The sequence below is a fragment of the Halorubrum ezzemoulense DSM 17463 genome (assembly GCF_002114285.1).
In the GTDB taxonomy this organism is placed as follows: domain Archaea; phylum Halobacteriota; class Halobacteria; order Halobacteriales; family Haloferacaceae; genus Halorubrum; species Halorubrum ezzemoulense.
Genome location: NZ_NEDJ01000033.1, coordinates 16511 through 35602 on the forward strand (window position 1 = coordinate 16511; position 19092 = coordinate 35602).

The window sequence follows — 19092 nt, forward strand, 5'->3', positions numbered from 1 at the left end:
CCGCCCCTCGGAGCGAGTCCGATCGGACCGGAGCCGACCACGGTCGACCGCCGCGCGGCCGAGCCAATTAGGTGGGTGGGGCCGCGACCCGTCGGCATGGAACTCACCGTGCTCGGGTCCGGCAGCGCGATGCCGGTCCCGGACCGCGCGCAGGCCGGCTACCTCCTCGACGACGGCGACCGATCGCTGCTCGTCGACTGCGGCAGCGGCGTCCTCCAGCGGCTCGCGGGGACCGACACGGGCTACGAAGGCGTCTCGACGGTCCTCCTGACCCACCACCACCTCGACCACGTCGCGGCGCTGTTGCCGCTCCTGAAGGCCCGCTGGCTCGCCGGCGAGGAACACCTCGAAGTCGTCGGGCCCGCGGGCACGAAGTCGCTCGTCGACGGCCTGCTCGGCGTTCACGACTACCTCGACGGCCGGATCGACCTCGCCGTCCGCGAGGTGTCGAGCGCGCGCCCGTTCGCCGCCGGCGGGTTCGACGTGACGGCCCGGGAGACGCGCCACTCGATGGACGGGTTCGCCTACCGCTTCTCGCCGCCGAGTTCGGACGCCGCGGCCGCTGACGGCCCGCTCGCGCTCTCCGGAGACACCGAGGCGTTCGCGGGCATGGCGCGGTTCGCGGACGGCGCCGACTGCCTCGTCCACGACTGCTCGTTCCCAGATGACGTCGACGTGTCGAATCACCCGACGCCGACGAGCCTCGGCGAGTCGCTGGCGGACGTCGAGGTCGGGACGCTCCTGCTCTCGCACCTCTACCCGCACACCGGCGGCCGCGAGCGCGAGATGACGGAAAGCGTCCGCGAGGCGGGGTTCGACGGCGAGGTACGGGCCGCCGCCGACGGACTGCGCGTGTCGCTGTGACCGCCGCGCGGACTCGGACCGCAACCGTCGGTCGGCCGCTCACCGGTCTCGACGTAACCGTCGGTCGGCCGCACGTCGGCTTGGACGTAACCAGCAAACGTTACCTATCCGCACGAACGACCCGGATATTTAAGCGCGCGTGGTCGTTCCTGTCTTCCATGGCCGGCCCACTCGCGGACGACTTCGGACGGGAGGTGACGGGGGTGCGGATCTCGCTTACCGACCGGTGTAACTTCGACTGCGTCTACTGTCACAACGAGGGGTTAGGCGATACGCGCGGGCCGATGGAGCCGAGCGACGCGGAGATGAGCGCCGACGACGTGGTCCGGTTCCTCGAGGTCGTCGAGGGATACGGCGTCGACGCTGTGAAGTTCACCGGCGGCGAGCCGATGCTCCGGCAGGACCTGGAGGAGATCATCGAGCGCACGCCAGATTCGATGGAGGTGTCGATGACGACGAACGGCACGTTCCTCCCCGGGCGCGCCGCGGACCTGAAGGCCGCCGGCCTCGACCGCGTCAACGTCTCGCAGGACGCGCTCGACCCGGACGACTTCGCCGAGGTGACGAAGTCCGGCGCCTACGAGCAGGTCCTCGAAGGCGTGAAGGCGGCGGTCGAGGCCGGGCTCGACCCCGTGAAGCTCAACATGGTCGTGTTCACGCACACCGCGGGCTACGTCGAGGAGATGGTCGAGCACGTCGCCGACAACGAGGGGCTCCAGCTCCAGCTCATCCAGTACATGCCGGAGCTGACCGGCAAGCCGGAGTGGAACGTCGACATCGGGCGCGTCCACGACTGGCTCGCCGAGAAGGCGGACCGCGTCGAACACCGCGAGATGCACGACCGGAAGCGCTACTTCGTCGGCGAGGCGAGCGACGACGAGACGGGCGGCATGGTCGAGATCGTCGACCCCGTCGAGAACGAGGACTTTTGCGCCAACTGCGGCCGCGTCCGCGTCACCCACGAGGGGTACCTGAAGGGGTGTCTCAACCGCAACGACGACCTCCGGTCGATGGGCGAGATGACCCGCGAAGAGATCGCGGACACCTTCGAGGAGGTGGTGGCCAATCGGGTTCCTTACTACGGCGAGTACCTCGTCGAGGGCGACGACGGCGAGTACGAACTCAACGAGAAGTACCTCGGGACGCCGCCCGCCGCGGACTGAGGCACGGGCCGATGGGCGCGGAGCGCGCCGCGATCGCCGACGGTCGGAGCGCGCCGCGATCGCCGACGGTCGGCGCGCCGGTCGGGGCCTACTCCGGCGGCTCGTACGGCCGACTGCTCCCATCGTCCGGGAGCCGACGCAGGTACTTCGCGAACAGGTCCGCCACACGGGTGTACGCGTCGAGGACGTGATCCAGTTCGCCGAACCCGTGCGGCTCGCCCTCGTACCGGCGGAGCTCGTGGCGGGCGTCGTGTTTCTCCAGCTCGGCGACGAGCTGCCCCGACTGGCTGATCGGGACGCGGGCGTCCTCCTCGCCGTGGAGCACCATGAGCGGGTCGTCGATGTCGGGGACGGCCCGGATCGGGCTCGCGTCGCGGTAGGCGTCGAGGTCGGCGACGAAGTCGCCCAGCTCGCGCTTGAGTAGTTGCCACCCCACGTCGTCGGTGTCGTCGACGAACGACTCGTAGTCGTACACGCCGTAGAAGGCGGCGCCGGCGCGGAACCGGTCGCTGTTGCCGAGCGCGTTCACGGTCATCAGCCCACCGCCGGAGCCGCCGAATATCCCGACGCGGTCGCCGTCGACGGCGTCGTAGCGCGCCGCCGTCGCGTCCGCGGCGCGGATCACGTCGTCGAGGTCGCCGCCGCCCCAGTCGCCGTCGTTCGCCATGCGGAACGCCCGACCGAACCCGTCGGAGCCGCGGTAGTTGGGGCGGACGACCGCGTAGCCGAGCGCCGCGAAGTACGCCGCCCGGTGGTCGAAACCGAAGCCGTCGAAGGCGGTCGGACCGCCGTGCGGCTTCACGAGGAGCGGGACGGAGTCCGGCTCGGCGGCCGACGCGGGCGGGTGGACCACCGCGTTGACCCCGGTCCCGTCGGAGTCGTAGGTGAACGCCTCCGGGGCCGGAAGCCGGTCCGACAGCCCCGCCGTCGCCGTCGGCGTGCGTCGCTCGCCGGTCGCCGCGTCGACCGCGGTCGGCGGCTCGGTCGGCGTCTCCCGGACCGACAGCACGCGGTCGCCGTCCCACCGCGGTGCGCCGTGGATCGCGTCGCCGGTCGCGGGGGCGGTCGCGTCGGCGGCCGCGTCGGGGTCGGCGCCCGTCCCGGGGCCGGCGTCCGCGAGCGCGCCGTCGACGTCGACCGCGTGGACGTGCGTTCGGCCGCCCGCGGTGGCGGTCACGGCGAGCCTGTCGCCCGCGTCGTTCCACTCGGGCGCGGCGATCTCGGTCTCCGGGACGCCGTAGATCGGCGTCGGCGAGTCGCTCCCGTCGGCCGCGGGTTCGTCGCCGCCGACGCCGTACACCGCGTCGTATCCGCTGCCGTCGTGGACGAACGCGACCGCCTCGTCGTCGCCGGGTCGCGGGCGCGGACAGGCCGCCCGGACGCCCGGTTCGGCGAACAGTTCGGTGACGGCCCCGCTGCCGTCGCCACCGAACGGGACGCGGACGAGCGCGGCCTCGTAGTCGAACAGGTCGGCGTGTGCCGAGCGCGTCGCGACGACGCTGTCGCCCTGCCAGTGCGGGTCGGCGTAGAGGTACTCGCCGGTCGCGATCGCCTCGATCCGGTCGCCGTCGGGGGAGACGACCGCGAGGCTCGCCCGCGAGAAGGCGTCGGTGACGATCGCGATCCCGGGCTCGCCCCACGCGAGGCCGGAGATGCCGCCCTCCAAGTCGGTCAGCACCTCGACCGCGCCGGTGTCGGCGTCGACGGTCGCCAGCTCGGCGTCGCCGGTGACGAAGGCGATCCGGTCGCCGTCGGGGCTCCAGTCGAGCCACCGCGCGTCGGTGCGCCCGTAGCGCATGGCCGACGCCCCCCGGCTCGTGAGCCGGCGGTCCTCGCCGTCGGTCGCCAGCCAGACGTCGGTGGTCAGCTCGCGGTTCTTCGCGTACGCGATCCGCCCGTCGGGTCCAACCGTGGCTTGGACAACGCGGTCTGCGACGGCCATGTCGGCGAGCAGCCCGTCGTAGTCGGTGTCTCTGAGGTCTCGTCGGTACACGCGTGTCACTGCGGTGAGCGAGCACTTGGGCGTATGGCTCCCGGGAGGGGTAGCTCACGAGACGTTGGACTCGTTATCACGGCGCAATTGAACCCTCTCCCGCTGAGAGTCCGCTGAGCGCGTGCCGAACGCAGAACGCAAGCGTTGTACTCTCCCGTGTTCTGCGGGGCGATCTGCCGTGTGAATCTGGACGGAGACCGTCTCGGCGCTTAATTCGCGCAGTGAGAAGCGGGTATCGGGCGTCCACTCGTGCGTCTCGTGCCAGTCTCCCGATTATTCCTGATACTGCGGCACACGGGTGAATAAAAGATATATGACGCCCTTCGTAGATCCCAGTCGTGTCTGAGTTCCTCACTCCGCCCCCTGTCGAACCCGGCGATCGGGTCGCGGTCGTCGCGCCGGCGTCGAACGCACCCGAGTCTGCGCGGTTCGTCTACGAACTCGGTCTCGAGCGAATGCGCGACGTTTTCGACCTCGATCCGGTGGAGTATCCGACCGCGACCGCCGACCCGGAGTGGCTTGCGGACAATCCGGAGGCACGCGCCGAGGAGGTTATGAACGCATTCCGCGACCCGGACGTCTCAGCCGTGATCGCAAACATCGGAGGCCACGACCAGATCACGATCCTCCCGTATCTCGACGGAGATGTACTCCGTGAACACCCGACCCGGTTCTACGGGTACTCAGACAACACGAACCTGGCCCTGTTCCTCTGGAACCAGGGGATCGTCTCGTACTACGGCGGATCGACGCTGCTCGAATACGCGATGGACGGAGAGATGTTCGATTACACGGAGGAGTACCTGCGGCGTGCGCTCTTCGAGGACTCGATCGGCGACTGGACCGAAGCAGAGGTGTTCACTGACGAGGCCGGGGACTGGGAAGATCCGGAGTCGGTCGAGACTACTCGCGAGATCGAACAATCCGACGGCCGGATCTGGCGCGGCGGTGAAGAGGCGGTCTCGGGTCGGATCTGGGGCGGTTGCTACGCAGTCCTCGTCGAACAGTTCCTCGCCGATCGGTACCTGCCCGACCCCGACGCGCTGACCGGTACTGTCCTCGCGCTAGAGACGAGCGAATTGGTCCCTGACCCGGCCGTCGTCGGTGCGAACCTTCGCGCACTCGGCGAGCGCGGCCTTCTCGAACGATTCGACGGTGTGCTTGTCGGACGCCCCGCCGCCCGCTCACACATCGAAGAGAATCCGCGAGAGTGGCGGGCGGAGTATCGGGAGCGCCAGCGCGAGGCGATTAGTGACGCGTTCGAGACGTACAATCCGAACGCTCCCGTTGTCTTCAATTGCGAGTTCGGACACACGTACCCGACGTGTCCCATCCCGATCGGCGGTGAGGTCGAAATCGACCCCTCGACCGCATCCATTCGCCTTCTTTGAGTTCACGGCGGGCTAGAATCCGGTGCCAGATAGATTCTCTGTGTCCAGACGGAATGAGACCGGGATTCACGCGCAAGGTGTGCCGGCCACCGCTGACCGGGGGTGGTGTACAGGCGCAGGTCATTCTGAGGCCGCAGCTACCTGTTCCACCAACAGTCTTCGACGACGAGGGATCGATCGAGGACGCCGAGGTCCGTGATTCCGCTTTGGCGAGGTTGCGGGCGATGCCGTCCGGGTCGTGGCGGGGGCGAGCGTGCCCGATACTGCTCCGTATCGGTGGTTCGAGAGACGTCGTGTCGACACCGCCGGGCTCGGTATCGTTTCCGTCGCGGTCGACGGTCGATTTCGGATCCTGCCGGACGAGGGTCCCGCCGAGCCGGTTCCGGTCGACGGTCCACGGAGAACCGCACACGGGTAGGCGATCTCGGCGCCGCGTCCAGTGAAAGTCGGATGCGTGCGAGGGACCCGTTAATCTGCTGAACGGGACCCGAACCGCAGTGTCTCGGACGATTTAACGATCCGATCGCAGAGAATCGATCGACCCCAAATTCGGGTGTTTGACAGACGACCCGAGAACCGACGGGTTCGAAGCGAGCACGGTGGGATTCGAACCCACGGCCATCGGATTAGAAGTCCGACGCTCTATCCTAGCTGAGCTACGTGCCCTCACTCGACTCTGATCCGCCGCGTCTAAAAAACGCCCGCGGTTCGCGGCGGGCCGCTCAGCACCGGCCAACAGCAGACCTAAGTCCGCGAGCGGAGTAGCGACCGGTAATGAACGTCATCGGAACCGTCGGCCTCCCCGGCAGCGGGAAGGGGGAGGCGGCAAACGTGGCCGAGGCGGCTGGCATCCCCGTCGTCGTCATGGGCGACGTGGTCCGCGCCGAGTGTCGCCGCCGCGGGCTCGACCCGGCGCAACACCACGGCCGGATGGCCGGCACGCTCCGCGAGGAGGAGGGCGACGACGCCATCGCCGCTCGGACGCTCCCGCGCATCCGGGAGGCGGCGGCCGAGAGCGAGCGCGGCGAGACCGTCGTCGTCGACGGTCTCCGCTCGACCGTCGAGCTCGAACGCTTCCGCGAGGCGTTCGGCGACGACTTCACGCTCGTCGCGATCCGCGCGCCCTTCGAGCTCCGCGCCGAGCGGCTGGGCGAGCGCGGCCGCGACGACTCCGACTCGGACCTGGCGTCGCTCCGCAGGCGCGACGCCCGCGAGATCGACCTCGGACTCGGCGAGACGTTGGAGCGCGCCGACGTCGAGATCGACAACACCGACAGCCTCGCGGCGTTCCGCGAGCGCGTCCGCGAAGTGCTGGGCGTCGACGGTGAGGGCGCGGACCGCTCGGACGGCGACGCCGCCGAGGCGGCCGAGGCCGGGGGTGACGGCGCGTGATCTACAGCGTCGACGTTCGGATCGAGGTGCCGGTCCACGACACGGAGGTGACCGACCGGGTCGCCGACGCGGTCGAGAACGTCTTCCCGGACGCGGAGCCGGTCCACGAGGACGGGCGGCCCGTCTCCGAGACGCACAGCCTCGACGCGTTCTCCGACGTGCTCCACGCGCAGGAGATCCTCGACACCGCCCGCCGCGTCTTCCGACAGAACCGCACCGACGACGGGTTCGCCTTCTCGTTGAAGAAGCAGGCGGCGCTCGAAGGCGTCGTCAACTTCGCGGTCGGCGATCCGGACGAACTCGGTGAGATCGACGTCGAGGTGCGCGTCCGCGAGCCGGACGTCGAGTCGTTCATCGACTACGTCGCGCCCGAGACCGACGGGGGGCAGCCGGTCGACCCCGTCCGCGAGTACGGCGACCGGTTCGACCCCGAGGACGAGGCGTACTGAGGCGCCGACCCGGCGCGCCCGTCGCCGCTCTCCCGGTCACTCGGCCCGTCGCTCACTGATCCACCAGTCACTCGGCCGTGGCGCCGGCCGCGGCCCCGCCGACCGCGCCGAAGACGACCGGATAGACGAGCCCCGCGAGCAGCGCCGCCGTGACGAGCGTCGGGGCGACGCTGCCGCCGTCACCGACGGCGTACCGGAACAGGAAGGCGCCGATCACCGCGAGCGGGAGGTAGCCGACGACGGCGAGCGCGCCGGACTGCGCGCCGTCGACCGGCGTCGCCGCGCCGGCCGCGCGCGCTATCCCGACCCCGGCGACGACGAGCAGCAGCGGCGGCACGGCGTACAGGAACGTCAGCCCGGCGTCGCTCTGCGCGACGAAGTTCACCGAGCGGGCGGCGCCGATCAGCGAGGGCACGTTCACGTCCACGAAGTGCGCGTTGTAGAACACCCAGCCGACGCCGCGCCACACCGAGATGGTGTCGCCGCCGAACAGGTCGGCGAAGAAGTTGATCCCGGAGAGCCCCTCCTCGACCCGGCCGCTCTGCGTGACGTAGACGACCAGGTAGCCGAGGACGTACGAGACCGCGCCCGCGACCGCCCCGACGACCGCGCCGCGGCCGAGGCTCCTTTCCGCCCCTGTCGCGCTCGATCCGCCGCTGGTTGTCGAAGACATGCGCCCGGTATCGTTTCGGCGGGCGTAAGTGTTTGTTGGGTCGGATCGGGACGCGAAACGATCGCATCGACGGCCGCAGGAGTGCGTCTATCGGCGGACACCGTCGGATCAGGTCGTCGCCTTGCGCCACTCCGACTGCGAGATCGTGTACCGGACCTCGTCGTGGACGGTGCCGTCCGCGTAGACCAGCTCGTTGCGGAGCCGCCCCTCGCGTCGCCCGCCGAGACGGTCGACGTACCGTTCGATCGCGCGCCGCGACTTCTCGTTGTCGGGGTGGTGGCCCACGGCGACGACATCCAGGTCGAGGTCCGCGAACGCGACCTCGGCGAGCGCGGCGGCGCGCTCGCCGGAGTAGCCGCGGCCCCAGAGCCGCTTGCGGAGCCACGTGCCGAGCGTCGCAGTCCGCTTTTCCCAGTCGACCCCGAAGCCGCCGAAGCCGGCTATCTCGCCCGCACCGTCCTCGCCCTCGCGGGGGTAGATCACGTACGTCGCCGCCTCGCCCTCCTCGAAGCGCTCGCGCCCGCGTTCGAGGAACTCTAGCGTCTCCTTCTTCGTCTCGTGGGGGTCCCACGTGACGAACTCGGTCACCTCGTCGATGCCGGGATCGGACGAGCAGATCCGATAGCACTCGTCGAGGTCGACGTGTTCGGGACTCCGCACCTCCAGCCGAAGCCGGTCCGTCTCGATGGTCTCGGGGAACACGTCGTGAGCGTCGTCGCCCGCCGAATAAATTCCACCGGCGCCCTGCGACGGGTTGTCACGGGCACCGACCGCCGTCGGTCGTCGAACGCCGTCAGTCGCCGAAGGCGTCGGCGAGGTCGCCGCCGACGCTCGCGATCGCGTCGCGCGCCCGGTCGACCTCCGGCATCGTCATGAACCCGTGGACCATCGCGGGGTAGTTCTCGTATCGGGTTGCGACGCCGTCGGCGACGAGCTGCTCCGCGTACGCCCTCCCGCCGTCCCGGAGCGGGTCGAAGCCCGCTGTGACGACCGTCGCGGGCGCGACGCCGGAGAGGTCGCCGGCGTTGATCGGGTCGGCGTACGGGTTCCGACGGTGGATGTCGCTCCGGTAGTAGGCCGCCGAGAACCACTCGATGTCCGCCCGGGAGAGGACGGTCCCGGCGTGTTCCCGCATCGACTCCTGGTCGGGGTCGACGCCGATCCCCGGGTACAGGAGCGCCTGTCGGGCGATGTCGGGGCCGTCCCGCTCGGCGGCCATGAGGGCGGTCACCGCGGCGAGGGTGCCGCCGGCGGAGTCGCCCGCGACCGCGAGGTCGCCGGTCCCGCGGAGCCGCTCGGTCGCGTCCGCGGCCCGCTCGACGGCGGCGTACGCGTCCGCGACCGCGGCCGGGAAGGGGTGTTCAGGCGCGAGCCGGTACTCGACCGAGAGGACGGCGCACCCGCTCTCCCGGGTCAGGTGCCGACAGAGCCAGTCGTGGGTCTCGACGCTGCCGAGGACGAACCCCCCGCCGTGGAAGAAGACGACCGTCGGGTAGGGGGGCGCGGCGGCGGGGAGGTAGAGCCGCGCGTCGAGGTCGCCGACCGTCGCCCGGTCGCCGAGGGCGCGCCGCGCCTCGTCGTCTTCGGGTCCGGGAAGGGTCAGCGACTCGGTTGCGCCTACGCTCGGCGGGTCGCGGTTCCGGATCCGCATCAGCGGGTCGGTCAGGCGACGGAGGAGCTTCAGCCGGTAGCGACCGTGCGGAAGCGGGACCCGCGACTGTCGGGCGGCGACGCGCTCCGCCTGGGGGTCGATCTGTTCGGCGCTCACGGTCCGGAAGTCGTCGCCCCGCCGACAAGACGGTTGCGGCGGGGTCGGCTGTCGGGCGGTCGGTGGGGCCGTCGGGGTCCCGACTCAGCCCGCGACGCCGACCGCCCGCAGCTCCTCGCGGATCGCGTCGCGTTTCACCAGCGCGAAGCCGACACAGATGGTGAGGAAGCCCGCGACCGTCGTCGGGGTGATCCCCTCGTCGAGGACGAGCCAGCCGACGGCGGCCGCGAACACCGGCGCGACGTAGGAGACGAGGTTGATCTCGATCGGGCCGAGCCGGTCGAGCAGGTCGAAGTAGATGAGGAAGCCGATCCCGCTGGCGACGACCGAGAGGTAGCCCAAGGCGAGCAGCGACTCCGTCGTCCAGGTCGCGTCGGCGACCGACTCGCCGAGCGCGAGCGCGAGCAGATGGGTGAGCCCCGCGCCGAGGAGCATCGACCACGCCTCCATCGTCTCGATGGCGATGTCGGCCTCCGAGGCCCGCGAGAGGACGGAGCCGAGCGCGAACGAGGTCGCCGCGAGCAGCACGAGCAGCTTCGCGACGGTGCCGCCGCCGGTCAGGTTGGCGGGGTCGGGGTTCGCGAGGACGACCGCCCCGGCGAGGCCGATCCCAAGGCCGAGCGCGCCGACCGCGGTCAGCCGCTCCGCCGGCAGGAGGGCGCGGGCGAACACCGTGGTCAACACCGGCGAAAGGCTGACGATAACGGCCGCGACGGCGCTCGTCACCGCCGGGTCGCTCTCCCCGACGAACAGGAAGGCGTGGTAGGCGGCGATGATGAACACGGCGCCGGAGACGACCTCGAGCCACTGGTCCCGGCCGCGCGGGACCGGGTCGTCGACCGCGTACGCCGCGTACGCGAGCATGACGACGCCGGCGACGTCGAACCGGAACGCCGCGAACAGCACGGGCGGGAAGTACGCCAATCCCGCGTTGATCGCGACGAACGCGGAGCCCCACGCGGCGGCGAGGACGAGGAACAGCGAGAGGTTTCTGAGACGGCTCACGGTCGTCGTCTCCGGGCGGCGAGCCAAAAGGTTCCGGAAACGGTCGCGGTCGCCGGATCCGGTCGACGGGAGGGGGCCGTCAGCGGACCCGGTACCCGTCTGCGTCGCGGGCGACCACGCCCACGTCGGAGAGCCGCCGCAGGGCGTCCGCGACCGTCGACTCGCGCGCGCCGACCTCGTCGGCGACCGCCGCGGGCGTGCCGTCGGTCTCGACCACCGCGGCGATGACGGTCGCGAAGAAGCGGCTGTCGGCCTGCCCGCCGAGCCGCTCGTCGATCTCGGCGAGCGTGTCCTCGACGCGGCCCTGGACCCACCGCTGGGCGAGCGAGAGCTCCCGGTCGAGGTCTTGGAGGCGGGTGAACTCCTCCGCGAGCTCCGCGAGGTCGCCGGTCGTGCCCGACCCGTCGGGGCCCTCGATCGAGAGGTGCGGACAGCGACCGGACATGTCGAGGCTGTTCTTCGCCGGGTACGCGCTCTTCGCGCCGAAGCCGTACGGCGAGACGCTCACCTCCAGCCGGAGGCTGCGCGCGATCCGGAAGTACTTCCGCCGCTGGTCGTCCGTCGTCGACTCGACGAGCCCGGCCTCCTCCAGCTTCCGCAGGTGGTCGATCACCGCCTTCGGGCTCACGTCCAGGTACTCCGAGATCTCCGTGACGTAACACGGCTTGGTGGCGAGAAGCCGGAGGATGCGCCGCCGGTTCTCGTTGCCGAGGAGATCGAGCAGTACCGCGGAGTCCATTAACGTGTGGTTAGCGTCCAGCGGATAAAAGGTTGGCTTCTGTGACCGGTCGCGTTCCGCTCGGAGCGTCAGGGTACGGCGATTCGGTGCGAACGCGGACAGTCTGTGCCGCTCGTGTCCCCCCTTCGCTCGGCGGTAGCCGACGCGTCCGAACGACCCGCCGGGGACGCATCGGCTGTCGCGACCCTCCCGTTTATCACGGTGGAACCGGGAACGTTAGGGGATGAGTTCGGGGGGCAGTTCCGGCGCGAGCGGATCGAGCGGAGGCGGAGAGGGCGGGACCGTGAGCGGCGCGGAGGAGTTCGACTTCGCCGCGCCCGCGACCGACCAGTCGTTCGAGAACGCGCTCGCGAAGGCCCGCGACGGCGCTCGGCTGACGGTCGACGACGCCACCGAACTGCTCGCCACCGGCACGGGGGCGGCCGGGATCGACCCCGTCCGCAAGGAGGCGGTGTTAGAGGCCGCCGACCGGCGCCGGCGCGAGGAGGTGGGCGACGAGGTCACCTTCGTCGCCAACCTGAACAACAACGTCACCACCGCGTGTAACACCGGCTGCCTGTTCTGTAACTTCAAGGACTCCGCGCACGCGTTCGAGGCAGACAGCGACGTCGAGCACGCGGGGTTCACCAAGCCGCCCGCCGAGTCGCGCGCGGTCGTCGAAGACGCCCTCGACATGGGGATCTACGAGGTATGCTCCGTCTCGGGGCTCCACCCCGCGTTCGCGCTGAACGAGGAACATCACGAGATCCTCGCCGCGCACGACGACCCCGCGAGCGAGGTGAACTACAAGCCGCCAGAGCGGTACGCGACCGACCCGGGCACCTACGTCGAGCAGTTGGACGCGATGTCGGTCGGCGGCGTCCACCTCCACTCGATGACCCCGGAGGAAGCGTATCACGCCTCTCGGGGCACCGATTGGGAGTACGAGTCTGTGTACCGCGAGCTGGCGGCCGCCGGGCTCGACTCCGCACCGGGCACCGCCGCCGAGATCCTCGTCGACGAGGTCCGCGACGTGATCTGTCCGGGGAAGATCCGCACCGACGACTGGGTGGCGGCGATGGAGGGCGCGGCCGCCGCCGGCCTCGACGTCACCTCGACGATGATGTACGGCCACGTCGAGACGGTCGCGCACCGCGCGCAACACCTGAAGGTGATCCGGGACCTCCAAGACCGCACGGGCGCGATCACGGAGTTCGTTCCGCTCTCCTTCATCCACCAGAACACCCCGCTCTACCGGCGCGGCGTCGTCGACTCCGGCCCCTCGCACGCCGAGGACGAGCTCGTGGTCGCGGTCGCGCGGCTCTTCTTAGACAACGTCGATCACGTCCAGGCGTCGTGGGTGAAGTCGGGCGACGCCCACGGGCTCAAACTCCTCAACTGCGGCGCGGACGACTTCATGGGCACCATCCTCTCGGAGGAGATCACCAGCCGCGCGGGCGGCGAGTACGGCGAGTACCGCTCGTTCGACGACTACGTCGAGATGATCACGGCGATCGGCCGGACCCCGGTCGAGCGCTCGACCGACTACCGGACCCGGCGCCGGATCGACCCCGACGACGGGCCGCACGGCCCGCGTCTCGGCCCCCGCGCCGACGGGACCCCACTGCTCGCGAACCGCTCGTCCGACGGCGGACGCGGCGGCGGCGCGGTCGGAACGCCGCCGGCCGACGCCGACGACTGAACCGATCCCGACGGATCGGTTAGCGGCCGAACACGTTCCGCCGGACCCCTGGCGACTCTCATCGAGTGGGAACCCCCGGTACGCCCTTTATTATGTCACACGTCACCACGTGTGAGATGACCGCACCCGACGCACAGCCGGTCGGCCGCTTGGGAGAGAGCGACGGCGACGGCCGCGGAGAGAGCCTCGACGCGCCCTCGCTGACGCGCTCCGACGAGCGGCTGTTGGCGTACCTCGACGACGTGGGGACGGACTACCCGGCCTTCGTCGCGAGCAACACGGGACTGTACGCCGACCACGTCGAGTCGCGGCTGGAGGCGCTCGCGGCCGCGGGGCTCGTCGAGCGCGTGACCGGAGAGACCGTCTACCGTCTCACCGACGCGGGGCGGGCGGCGCTCCGCGACGACTGCCCGCGCTGGTCGGACTGAGGCGGAGGGCGCTCTGCGGGCCGCGGCGCCCGACTACCGCCCGAGTTCCGCGTGCGCCGACGAGAGGTGGCGGGAGCCGAGCGCCGCGAGCAGCGACAGTTCGCCGGCGAGCGCGCAGACCGCGATCGACTCCGCGAGCGCGTCGGCGTTGCTGCCGGCGGGATCGCCGCCGCCGGCGACGCCGAGGATTTCCAGGCTCGCCTGCTGGGTCGGGAGCTTCGTCCCGCCGCCGACCGTCCCCACTTCGAGACTTGCCAGCGAGACGGAGACGTAGAGGTCGCCGTCGGCGGTCGTCTCGGCGGTCGTGATCGCGTTCGCCCCCTCGACGACCTGCGCCTCGTCCTGCCCGGTGGCGAGGAACATCGCCGCGACCGCGTTGGCGACGTGGGCGTTGAAGCCGAGCGCGCCCGCCTTCGCGGAGCCGACGAGGTTCTTCCGGGTGTTGATCTCAGCGATCGCCTCCGGGGTCGTGTGGAGGCGCTCCTCGACGGTCTCGCGTGGGACCGTCGCGTCGGCGACGACCGAGCGCCCGCGCCCCTCGACGGCGTTGATCGCGGCCGGCTTCTTGTCCGAACAGAGGTTCCCCGACAGCGCGACCAGCGAGGCGTCCGTCTCCGCCTCGATAACGTCGCAGGCCTCTCGGGTCGCGATGGTTGCCATGTTCATCCCCATCGCGTCTTTCGTGTCGTAGCGGAACCGGCAGAACACGTTGTTGCCGACGACGTACGGCGTCACGTCGAGCAGTTCGCCGTGGCTCGTCGTCGACTCCGCGGCCTCGCGCAGCGCGGGGACGTTGTCGCGCAGCCACGCGACGAGCGCCTCGGCCTCGGCGACGCCAGCGACCTGGAAGACGGGCGCGCGCGTCATCCCGCTCTTCGTCACGCGCGCGGTCGCGCCGCCGGCGTCCTCGACGACGGAGCAGCCGCGGTTGATCGACGCGACCAGCGCGCCCTCGGTGGTCGCCAGCGGCAGGTAGCGCTCGGCCGTCCCCGCGCCGCCGTCGACGGTCACCGGACCGGCGACGCCGACGGGGACCTGGACCCCGCCGAGGGTGTTCTCGATGTTCGAGCCGTGGACCGCCGCGGCGTCGAACGCGTACTCGCCGAGCGGGTCGAGGTCGGCGTCGGTCGCCTCCGCGACGAGCAGCCGGCGCGCGGCGGCCGCGGCGTCGGCGTCGGCGTGGTCTTCCAGCTCGTGGAAGCGGAGGTCGCCGTCGCGGACCCGGGCCGCGAGGTCCGCGGGAGTCGGTTGCGACATGCCGCCCTCTCCTCGCGGCGGGCGCTAATTACTGTCGGTTCGGCGGGCCTCCCGGGGCGAGCGGAGCGGACCGACTGGGCGAGCTACCGGCCGACGAACCCCGAGAGCCGCTCGCGGAGCGACTCGCCGCCGAGCTTGAGGTAGTAGGCGTCCCCCCCGTCCTCGTAGTAGTCGTCGATGCGGCGGATCACCTCGAAGCCGAGGTGCTCGTAGAAGCCGAGCGCCTGCCGGTTGGTCGTGCGGGCGTGACAGGTGACGGACCGGTGGTTCTCCGCGACGTCGGCGATCAGGCGCTCGGCGTGGCCGCGGCGGCGGTGATCGGGGTGAACGGCGAGAAGGAGGATGTAGCCGTCGCGCCGGACGGAGGCGAACGCGACGAGCCGGTCGTTCTCGACGAGTAGGTGGCCGGTCGACCGGCGGTACGCGTCGACGAAGAAGCCGCGTCGCTGTCGGAGGACGCCCTCAGCGGACCGAATCTGCTCTTTGAGCTCCCACGCGGCGGTCGCGTAGTCGGACTCGCCGGGCGGGTCGGTCCGTTTCTCGACGTTGACGCTCACTGCGATGACCTAACACGCGGGCGGAATATAACTCCACCGCCAGCGGGGACCGTTGCGGGCGGTAGCTCCGCTCTCAACGGGTCGGGACCGTATCGAAGGCCGGGTCCGAAGCGGGTGGGTACCCGGGGACGCCGGCGCGGGCCGAGCGCTCGACGGAAACGTTTTGTCGCGGTCGCGCGTGGTCGCGATCAATGACCGACGAGTCGTCGGGGGCCGAGCTGCTCCGACGGGCCTTCCTCACCGGCGTCGCCGTCATCGTCCCCGCCGTCATCACGCTGGCCGTGCTCGCGTTCGCGTTCAACGCGGTGTACGACTACCTCGACGCGTTCTCCTCGGCGGTCGTGGCCGTGACGCCGGGAGCCGGACTCCCGGTGATCGGCGCGGTCTCCCGCGAGACCGCGATCGAGGTCGCGACGCCGGTCGTGTTCGTGGCCGCGATCCTCCTCGTGGGCGCCGGCGTCGAGTCCTCGCGGTACGGCGAGCGCGCGGTCGACTACGTCGACGACGCGGTCGAGCGGGTCCCGGGCGTCGGCTCCGTCTACCAGGGGTTCCGACAGATGAGCGACGCGATGCTCGACTCGGAGGGCGGGAACTTCCGCGAGGTCGTCCTCGTCGAGTTCCCGACCGAGGAGACGTACACGCTCGCGTTCGTCACGAGCGAGACCCCCGATGTCATCGCGGACCACGCGGACGGCGATGGCGACGGGATGCGAACGCTGTTCATGCCGATGGCCCCGAACCCGGTGATGGGCGGCCACGTCGTCTTCGTCCCCGACCGCCGGGTCGTCGACGTCGAACTGACCGTCGACGAGGGGATCCGCGCGCTGGTCACGAGCGGGGTCGCGCTGGAGGAGGTCGCGGCCGACCTCGACGACGTCGACCCGGATGACCTCCGCCCCGGCGCGCCGGAGCGGACCATCGACGCCCGGTTCCCGGCGGACGGGCGACCGGAGAACGCGGAGGAGCCCCGCGACGAGAGCGGCGGAGAGGGTCGAAAGGGCGGTGGAGAGGGCCACAAGACCGGCGGAGAGGGCCACAAGACCGGCGGAGAGGGCCACAAGACCGGCGGAGAGAGCCGCGAGGGCGGCCGAAGCGTGGACGAGCGATGACCTACGAGCTCCGCGACCACACCGCCGACGTCGCCGTCGAGGCGACCGCCGAGACCCCCTCGGCGCTGTTCGCCGCGGTCGCCGACGGACTTACGGCCGCGAGCGCGGAGTCCGTTCCGGCGACGGGCGGCGAGCGGTTCGAGCTAACGGTCACCGCCGAGAGCCGCGAGGCGCTGCTGTTCGACTACCTCGACCGGCTGATATACGAGCGCGACGTGCGGCTCGTGCTCCCGGCCGATCACCGCTGTACGGTCGCCGAACCGGACGACGGGAACGGCGAGGACGACCCCGCGGAGCCGGGCGAGTGGCGGCTCGCGGCCAGCGCGCGCGGCGTCCCGCTCGGCGCGGTGGCCGCCCGAGAGATCAAGGCCGTCACCTACTCCGAGATGGCTCTCGAACGCCGCGGCGACGAGTGGTACGCGTACGTCGTGTTCGACGTGTGAGGCCGTGCCCCCCGCCTCGGAGCCGGCCGTGAGGAACCATTATAGTTATCGAGTACATTGGTAACGTATGTCACACTCAGAGCGGAGCGACGGGATCGGATCGACGGTGGCGGAGCGGCGGTGGCGCGCGGGGGCGAGCGGCGGGCTCGTGGCCGGCGCCGCGATGGGCGCCGTGTTACACTTCGGTCTCGGGCTCATGCCGACGATCGGCGCGCTGGTCGGGGTAGAGACGGTCCTCGTCGGGTGGGCCGTCCACCTGTTCAACAGCGCGCTGTTCGGTGCGCTGTTCGTCGCCGTCTTCGACCGCCCCTTCTTCGCGGAGCTCCGGGGAGATGTCGGCGGGTGCCTCTCGCTCGGCGTCGTCCACTCCGCGCTGCTGGGCGTGCTCACCGGCGGCCTGCTGTTGCCGGCCGCGATCGCGATCGAGGGCGCGACCGCGCTGCCGGTGCCGACGCTCCCGGTGCCGGGACTGACGGCCAGCTTCGAGTTCGGCGCGGTCATCGCGGTCGCGCACCTGCTGTACGGGCTCGTCCTCGGCCGAGTCTTCGCCGCGTTCACGCTCGCCGAGGGCGCGATCGGCTGGCTCCCGATCGACCCGCTCGACCAGTAGGCGGTCGCGGTCGGGCGACGGGCGTCGATCTCGACGGACTCGCTCGCGTCGCCGCCCGCTGACGCAACGCCCTTGCCTCCCCGCGTCGAACGCCGGGTATGACAACGCGCGAGTTCGATGGGATCCGACTGGAGAAGGTGCGCGAGCACGTCTGGGAGATCCCCCGCGAGGGCGACATGAACGTCCCCGCCCGGGTCCTCGCCAGCGAGTCGCTGCTCGAGGAGATTGGCGACGACGACTCGCTCCAGCAGTTGAAAAACGCCACTCACCTTCCCGGCATCGTCGAGCCCGCGCTCTGTATGCCCGACGGGCACCAGGGGTACGGCTTCCCGGTCGGCGGCGTGGGCGCTATCGACGCCCGAACCGGCTGTATTTCGCCGGGAGCGGTCGGCTATGACATCAACTGCGGCGTCAGAATGGTGCGAACGAATCTCACCTACGACGACGTGCGCGGCCGGGAGGAGGAGCTGGTCGACGCGCTGTTCGAGGCCGTCCCGTCGGGACTGGGCGGCGGCGGCGTGATAGACGGCGACGCCGACGCGATCGAGGGCGCGCTCGAACGGGGCGTCGAGTGGGCGGTCGAGGAGGGGTACGGGATCGAGAGCGACCTCGCGCGCTGCGAGGACGAGGGGCGTCGCCCCGACGCCCGGCCGGAGTACGTCTCCCAGAAGGCGATGGACCGCGGCCGGAACCAGATGGGGTCGCTCGGTTCGGGCAACCACTTCCTGGAGGTCCAGCGCGTCACCGACGTGTTCCGCGGGGACGTGGCCGAGGCGTACGGCCTCGAAGCGGACGGCATCGTCGTCTTAATCCACTGCGGGAGCCGCGGGCTGGGCCACCAGACCTGTAACGACTACCTCCGGCGGATCGAGCAGGAGCACGACGACCTGCTCGCCGAGCTCCCCGACAAGGAGCTCGCGGCCGCGCCGGCCGGCTCCGACCTGGCCGACGAGTACTACGGCGCGATGGGCGCGTGTATCAACTTCGCGTGGGTGAACCGCCAGCTGATCACGCATCAGGCGCGCGAGACGTTCGGCCAGGTGTTCGGCGCCGACCCGATCGAGGACCTCGGGATGGAGCTGCTGTACGACGTGGCGCACAACATCGCCAAGAAGGAGACCCACGAGGTCGGCGTCGACGCCGAGGGGCGCCCGGCCGTCGGCGGCGCGGCCGTCGACCGCGCGGAGCGCGAGCTGTACGTCCACCGCAAGGGCGCGACGCGGGCATTTCCCGCCGGCAACGGGGACGTGCCCGAGGCGTACCGCGGGGTCGGCCAGCCCGTCATCATCCCCGGCAGCATGGGCGCGGGCTCGTACGTCCTCCGCGGCGGAGAGGAGTCGATGGGCGTCTCGTTCGGCTCGACCGCCCACGGCGCGGGGCGGCTGATGAGCCGCACGCAGGCGAAACAGGAGTTCTGGGGCGGCGACGTACAGGACGACCTCGAAGACGGCCAACAGATCTACGTGAAGGCGCAGTCCGGTGCCACCATCGCCGAGGAGGCCCCCGGCGTCTACAAGGACATCGACGAGGTGATCCGCGTGAGCGACGAGCTCGGCATCGGCGACAAGGT

At 70.8% G+C, this 19092-nt stretch carries 19 protein-coding genes and 1 tRNA gene; 11 read left to right on the forward strand and 9 right to left on the reverse strand.

Annotated features, from left to right (window positions below):
* The first annotated feature begins 96 nt into the window (after window positions 1-96).
* Window positions 97-864, forward strand: coding sequence for an MBL fold metallo-hydrolase (locus B9H04_RS10340; RefSeq protein ID WP_049930940.1), 768 nt, complete (start codon window positions 97-99; stop codon window positions 862-864).
* Between the two features lie 158 nt (window positions 865-1022).
* Entirely contained in the window at window positions 1023-2027 is a 1005-nt protein-coding gene (gene moaA / locus B9H04_RS10345) for a GTP 3',8-cyclase MoaA (protein ID WP_049930938.1), read from the forward strand.
* 88 nt (window positions 2028-2115) lie between these two features.
* Here moaA and B9H04_RS10350 read toward each other — a convergent pair whose 3' ends face one another.
* Window positions 2116-4020, reverse strand: coding sequence for a S9 family peptidase (locus B9H04_RS10350; protein ID WP_085682677.1), 1905 nt, complete (start codon window positions 4018-4020; stop codon window positions 2116-2118).
* Window positions 4021-4358: 338 nt separating this feature from the next.
* Here B9H04_RS10350 and B9H04_RS10355 point away from each other — a divergent pair, with 338 nt between their 5' ends.
* Window positions 4359-5411 carry a S66 family peptidase gene (locus B9H04_RS10355; protein WP_049930934.1) on the forward strand — a complete coding sequence of 351 codons (1053 nt, stop codon included), beginning with the start codon at window positions 4359-4361 and terminating at the stop codon, window positions 5409-5411.
* A gap of 591 nt (window positions 5412-6002) precedes the next feature.
* Here B9H04_RS10355 and B9H04_RS10360 read toward each other — a convergent pair.
* A tRNA-Arg gene (locus B9H04_RS10360) sits at window positions 6003-6077 on the reverse strand.
* 108 nt (window positions 6078-6185) lie between these two features.
* Between B9H04_RS10360 and B9H04_RS10365 the strand changes: the two genes are divergently transcribed.
* Window positions 6186-6803: an AAA family ATPase gene (locus B9H04_RS10365; protein WP_049930932.1), complete on the forward strand. Its 618-nt coding sequence runs from the start codon at window positions 6186-6188 to the stop codon at window positions 6801-6803.
* On the forward strand, window positions 6800-7252 hold the full coding sequence (locus tag B9H04_RS10370; protein ID WP_085682678.1) for an RNA-binding domain-containing protein: 453 nt from the start codon (window positions 6800-6802) through the stop codon (window positions 7250-7252). Before B9H04_RS10365 ends, B9H04_RS10370 begins: the two co-directional genes overlap by 4 nt.
* 67 nt (window positions 7253-7319) lie before the next feature.
* Here the strand turns inward: B9H04_RS10370 and B9H04_RS10375 are convergent, their stop codons facing one another.
* The 5 genes from B9H04_RS10375 to B9H04_RS10395 all read right to left on the reverse strand — a co-directional run bounded on the left by B9H04_RS10375 (window position 7320) and on the right by B9H04_RS10395 (window position 11437).
* Complete coding sequence (locus tag B9H04_RS10375; protein ID WP_049930929.1) at window positions 7320-7925, reverse strand: hypothetical protein; 606 nt, start codon at window positions 7923-7925, stop codon at window positions 7320-7322.
* A gap of 108 nt (window positions 7926-8033) precedes the next feature.
* Window positions 8034-8627: a GNAT family N-acetyltransferase gene (locus tag B9H04_RS10380; RefSeq protein WP_049930927.1), complete on the reverse strand. Its 594-nt coding sequence runs from the start codon at window positions 8625-8627 to the stop codon at window positions 8034-8036.
* A 91-nt stretch (window positions 8628-8718) separates the two neighbouring features.
* Entirely contained in the window at window positions 8719-9693 is a 975-nt protein-coding gene (locus B9H04_RS10385) for an alpha/beta hydrolase (RefSeq protein WP_085682679.1), read from the reverse strand.
* 84 nt (window positions 9694-9777) lie between these two features.
* A complete protein-coding gene (locus tag B9H04_RS10390; protein ID WP_049930924.1) occupies window positions 9778-10698 on the reverse strand; it encodes a DMT family transporter in 921 nt (306 codons plus the stop codon).
* Window positions 10699-10777: 79 nt separating this feature from the next.
* Window positions 10778-11437, reverse strand: coding sequence for an ArsR/SmtB family transcription factor (locus B9H04_RS10395; protein ID WP_049930922.1), 660 nt, complete (start codon window positions 11435-11437; stop codon window positions 10778-10780).
* 223 nt (window positions 11438-11660) lie between these two features.
* On the opposite strand from B9H04_RS10395, the gene cofH reads away from it, so the two are divergent.
* Together cofH and B9H04_RS10405 are read left to right on the forward strand one after the other, a co-directional pair.
* Complete coding sequence (cofH, locus tag B9H04_RS10400) at window positions 11661-13118, forward strand: 7,8-didemethyl-8-hydroxy-5-deazariboflavin synthase subunit CofH (RefSeq protein WP_049930920.1); 1458 nt, start codon at window positions 11661-11663, stop codon at window positions 13116-13118.
* Window positions 13119-13234: 116 nt separating this feature from the next.
* Window positions 13235-13546: a DUF2250 domain-containing protein gene (locus B9H04_RS10405; RefSeq protein WP_049930918.1), complete on the forward strand. Its 312-nt coding sequence runs from the start codon at window positions 13235-13237 to the stop codon at window positions 13544-13546.
* Window positions 13547-13579: 33 nt separating this feature from the next.
* On the opposite strand, the gene hmgA is transcribed toward B9H04_RS10405, so the two are convergent.
* Entirely contained in the window at window positions 13580-14803 is a 1224-nt protein-coding gene (gene hmgA / locus B9H04_RS10410; RefSeq protein WP_049930916.1) for a hydroxymethylglutaryl-CoA reductase (NADPH), read from the reverse strand.
* Between the two features lie 83 nt (window positions 14804-14886).
* Entirely contained in the window at window positions 14887-15360 is a 474-nt protein-coding gene (locus B9H04_RS10415) for a GNAT family N-acetyltransferase (protein ID WP_085682680.1), read from the reverse strand.
* A 191-nt stretch (window positions 15361-15551) separates the two neighbouring features.
* Here B9H04_RS10415 and B9H04_RS10420 point away from each other — a divergent pair, with 191 nt between their 5' ends.
* From B9H04_RS10420 to B9H04_RS10435, 4 genes are all read left to right on the forward strand, one after another.
* Window positions 15552-16469: a DUF502 domain-containing protein gene (locus B9H04_RS10420; RefSeq protein WP_248648642.1), complete on the forward strand. Its 918-nt coding sequence runs from the start codon at window positions 15552-15554 to the stop codon at window positions 16467-16469.
* Window positions 16466-16912, forward strand: coding sequence for an archease (locus B9H04_RS10425; protein WP_049930913.1), 447 nt, complete (start codon window positions 16466-16468; stop codon window positions 16910-16912). The genes B9H04_RS10420 and B9H04_RS10425 overlap by 4 nt, the downstream gene beginning before the upstream one ends.
* A gap of 67 nt (window positions 16913-16979) precedes the next feature.
* Window positions 16980-17522, forward strand: coding sequence for a hypothetical protein (locus tag B9H04_RS10430; RefSeq protein ID WP_049930911.1), 543 nt, complete (start codon window positions 16980-16982; stop codon window positions 17520-17522).
* Window positions 17523-17620: 98 nt separating this feature from the next.
* Window positions 17621-19092: RtcB family protein (locus B9H04_RS10435; protein WP_085682681.1), on the forward strand; the 1472-nt coding region annotated here is incomplete at its 3' end.

What these genes read in the sequence shown, in the direction of transcription:
- B9H04_RS10340 (WP_049930940.1), top strand. Translation starts at nt 97, where the DNA reads ATGGAACTCACCGTGCTCGGGTCCGGCAGCGCGATGCCGGTCCCGGAC.
- moaA (WP_049930938.1), top strand. Translation starts at nt 1,023, where the DNA reads ATGGCCGGCCCACTCGCGGACGACTTCGGACGGGAGGTGACGGGGGTG.
- B9H04_RS10365 (WP_049930932.1), top strand. Translation starts at nt 6,186, where the DNA reads ATGAACGTCATCGGAACCGTCGGCCTCCCCGGCAGCGGGAAGGGGGAG.
- B9H04_RS10375 (WP_049930929.1), bottom strand. Translation starts at nt 7,925, where the DNA reads ATGTCTTCGACAACCAGCGGCGGATCGAGCGCGACAGGGGCGGAAAGG.
- B9H04_RS10395 (WP_049930922.1), bottom strand. Translation starts at nt 11,437, where the DNA reads ATGGACTCCGCGGTACTGCTCGATCTCCTCGGCAACGAGAACCGGCGG.
- cofH (WP_049930920.1), top strand. Translation starts at nt 11,661, where the DNA reads ATGAGTTCGGGGGGCAGTTCCGGCGCGAGCGGATCGAGCGGAGGCGGA.
- B9H04_RS10405 (WP_049930918.1), top strand. Translation starts at nt 13,235, where the DNA reads ATGACCGCACCCGACGCACAGCCGGTCGGCCGCTTGGGAGAGAGCGAC.
- hmgA (WP_049930916.1), bottom strand. Translation starts at nt 14,803, where the DNA reads ATGTCGCAACCGACTCCCGCGGACCTCGCGGCCCGGGTCCGCGACGGC.
- B9H04_RS10420 (WP_248648642.1), top strand. Translation starts at nt 15,552, where the DNA reads ATGACCGACGAGTCGTCGGGGGCCGAGCTGCTCCGACGGGCCTTCCTC.
- B9H04_RS10425 (WP_049930913.1), top strand. Translation starts at nt 16,466, where the DNA reads ATGACCTACGAGCTCCGCGACCACACCGCCGACGTCGCCGTCGAGGCG.
- B9H04_RS10430 (WP_049930911.1), top strand. Translation starts at nt 16,980, where the DNA reads ATGTCACACTCAGAGCGGAGCGACGGGATCGGATCGACGGTGGCGGAG.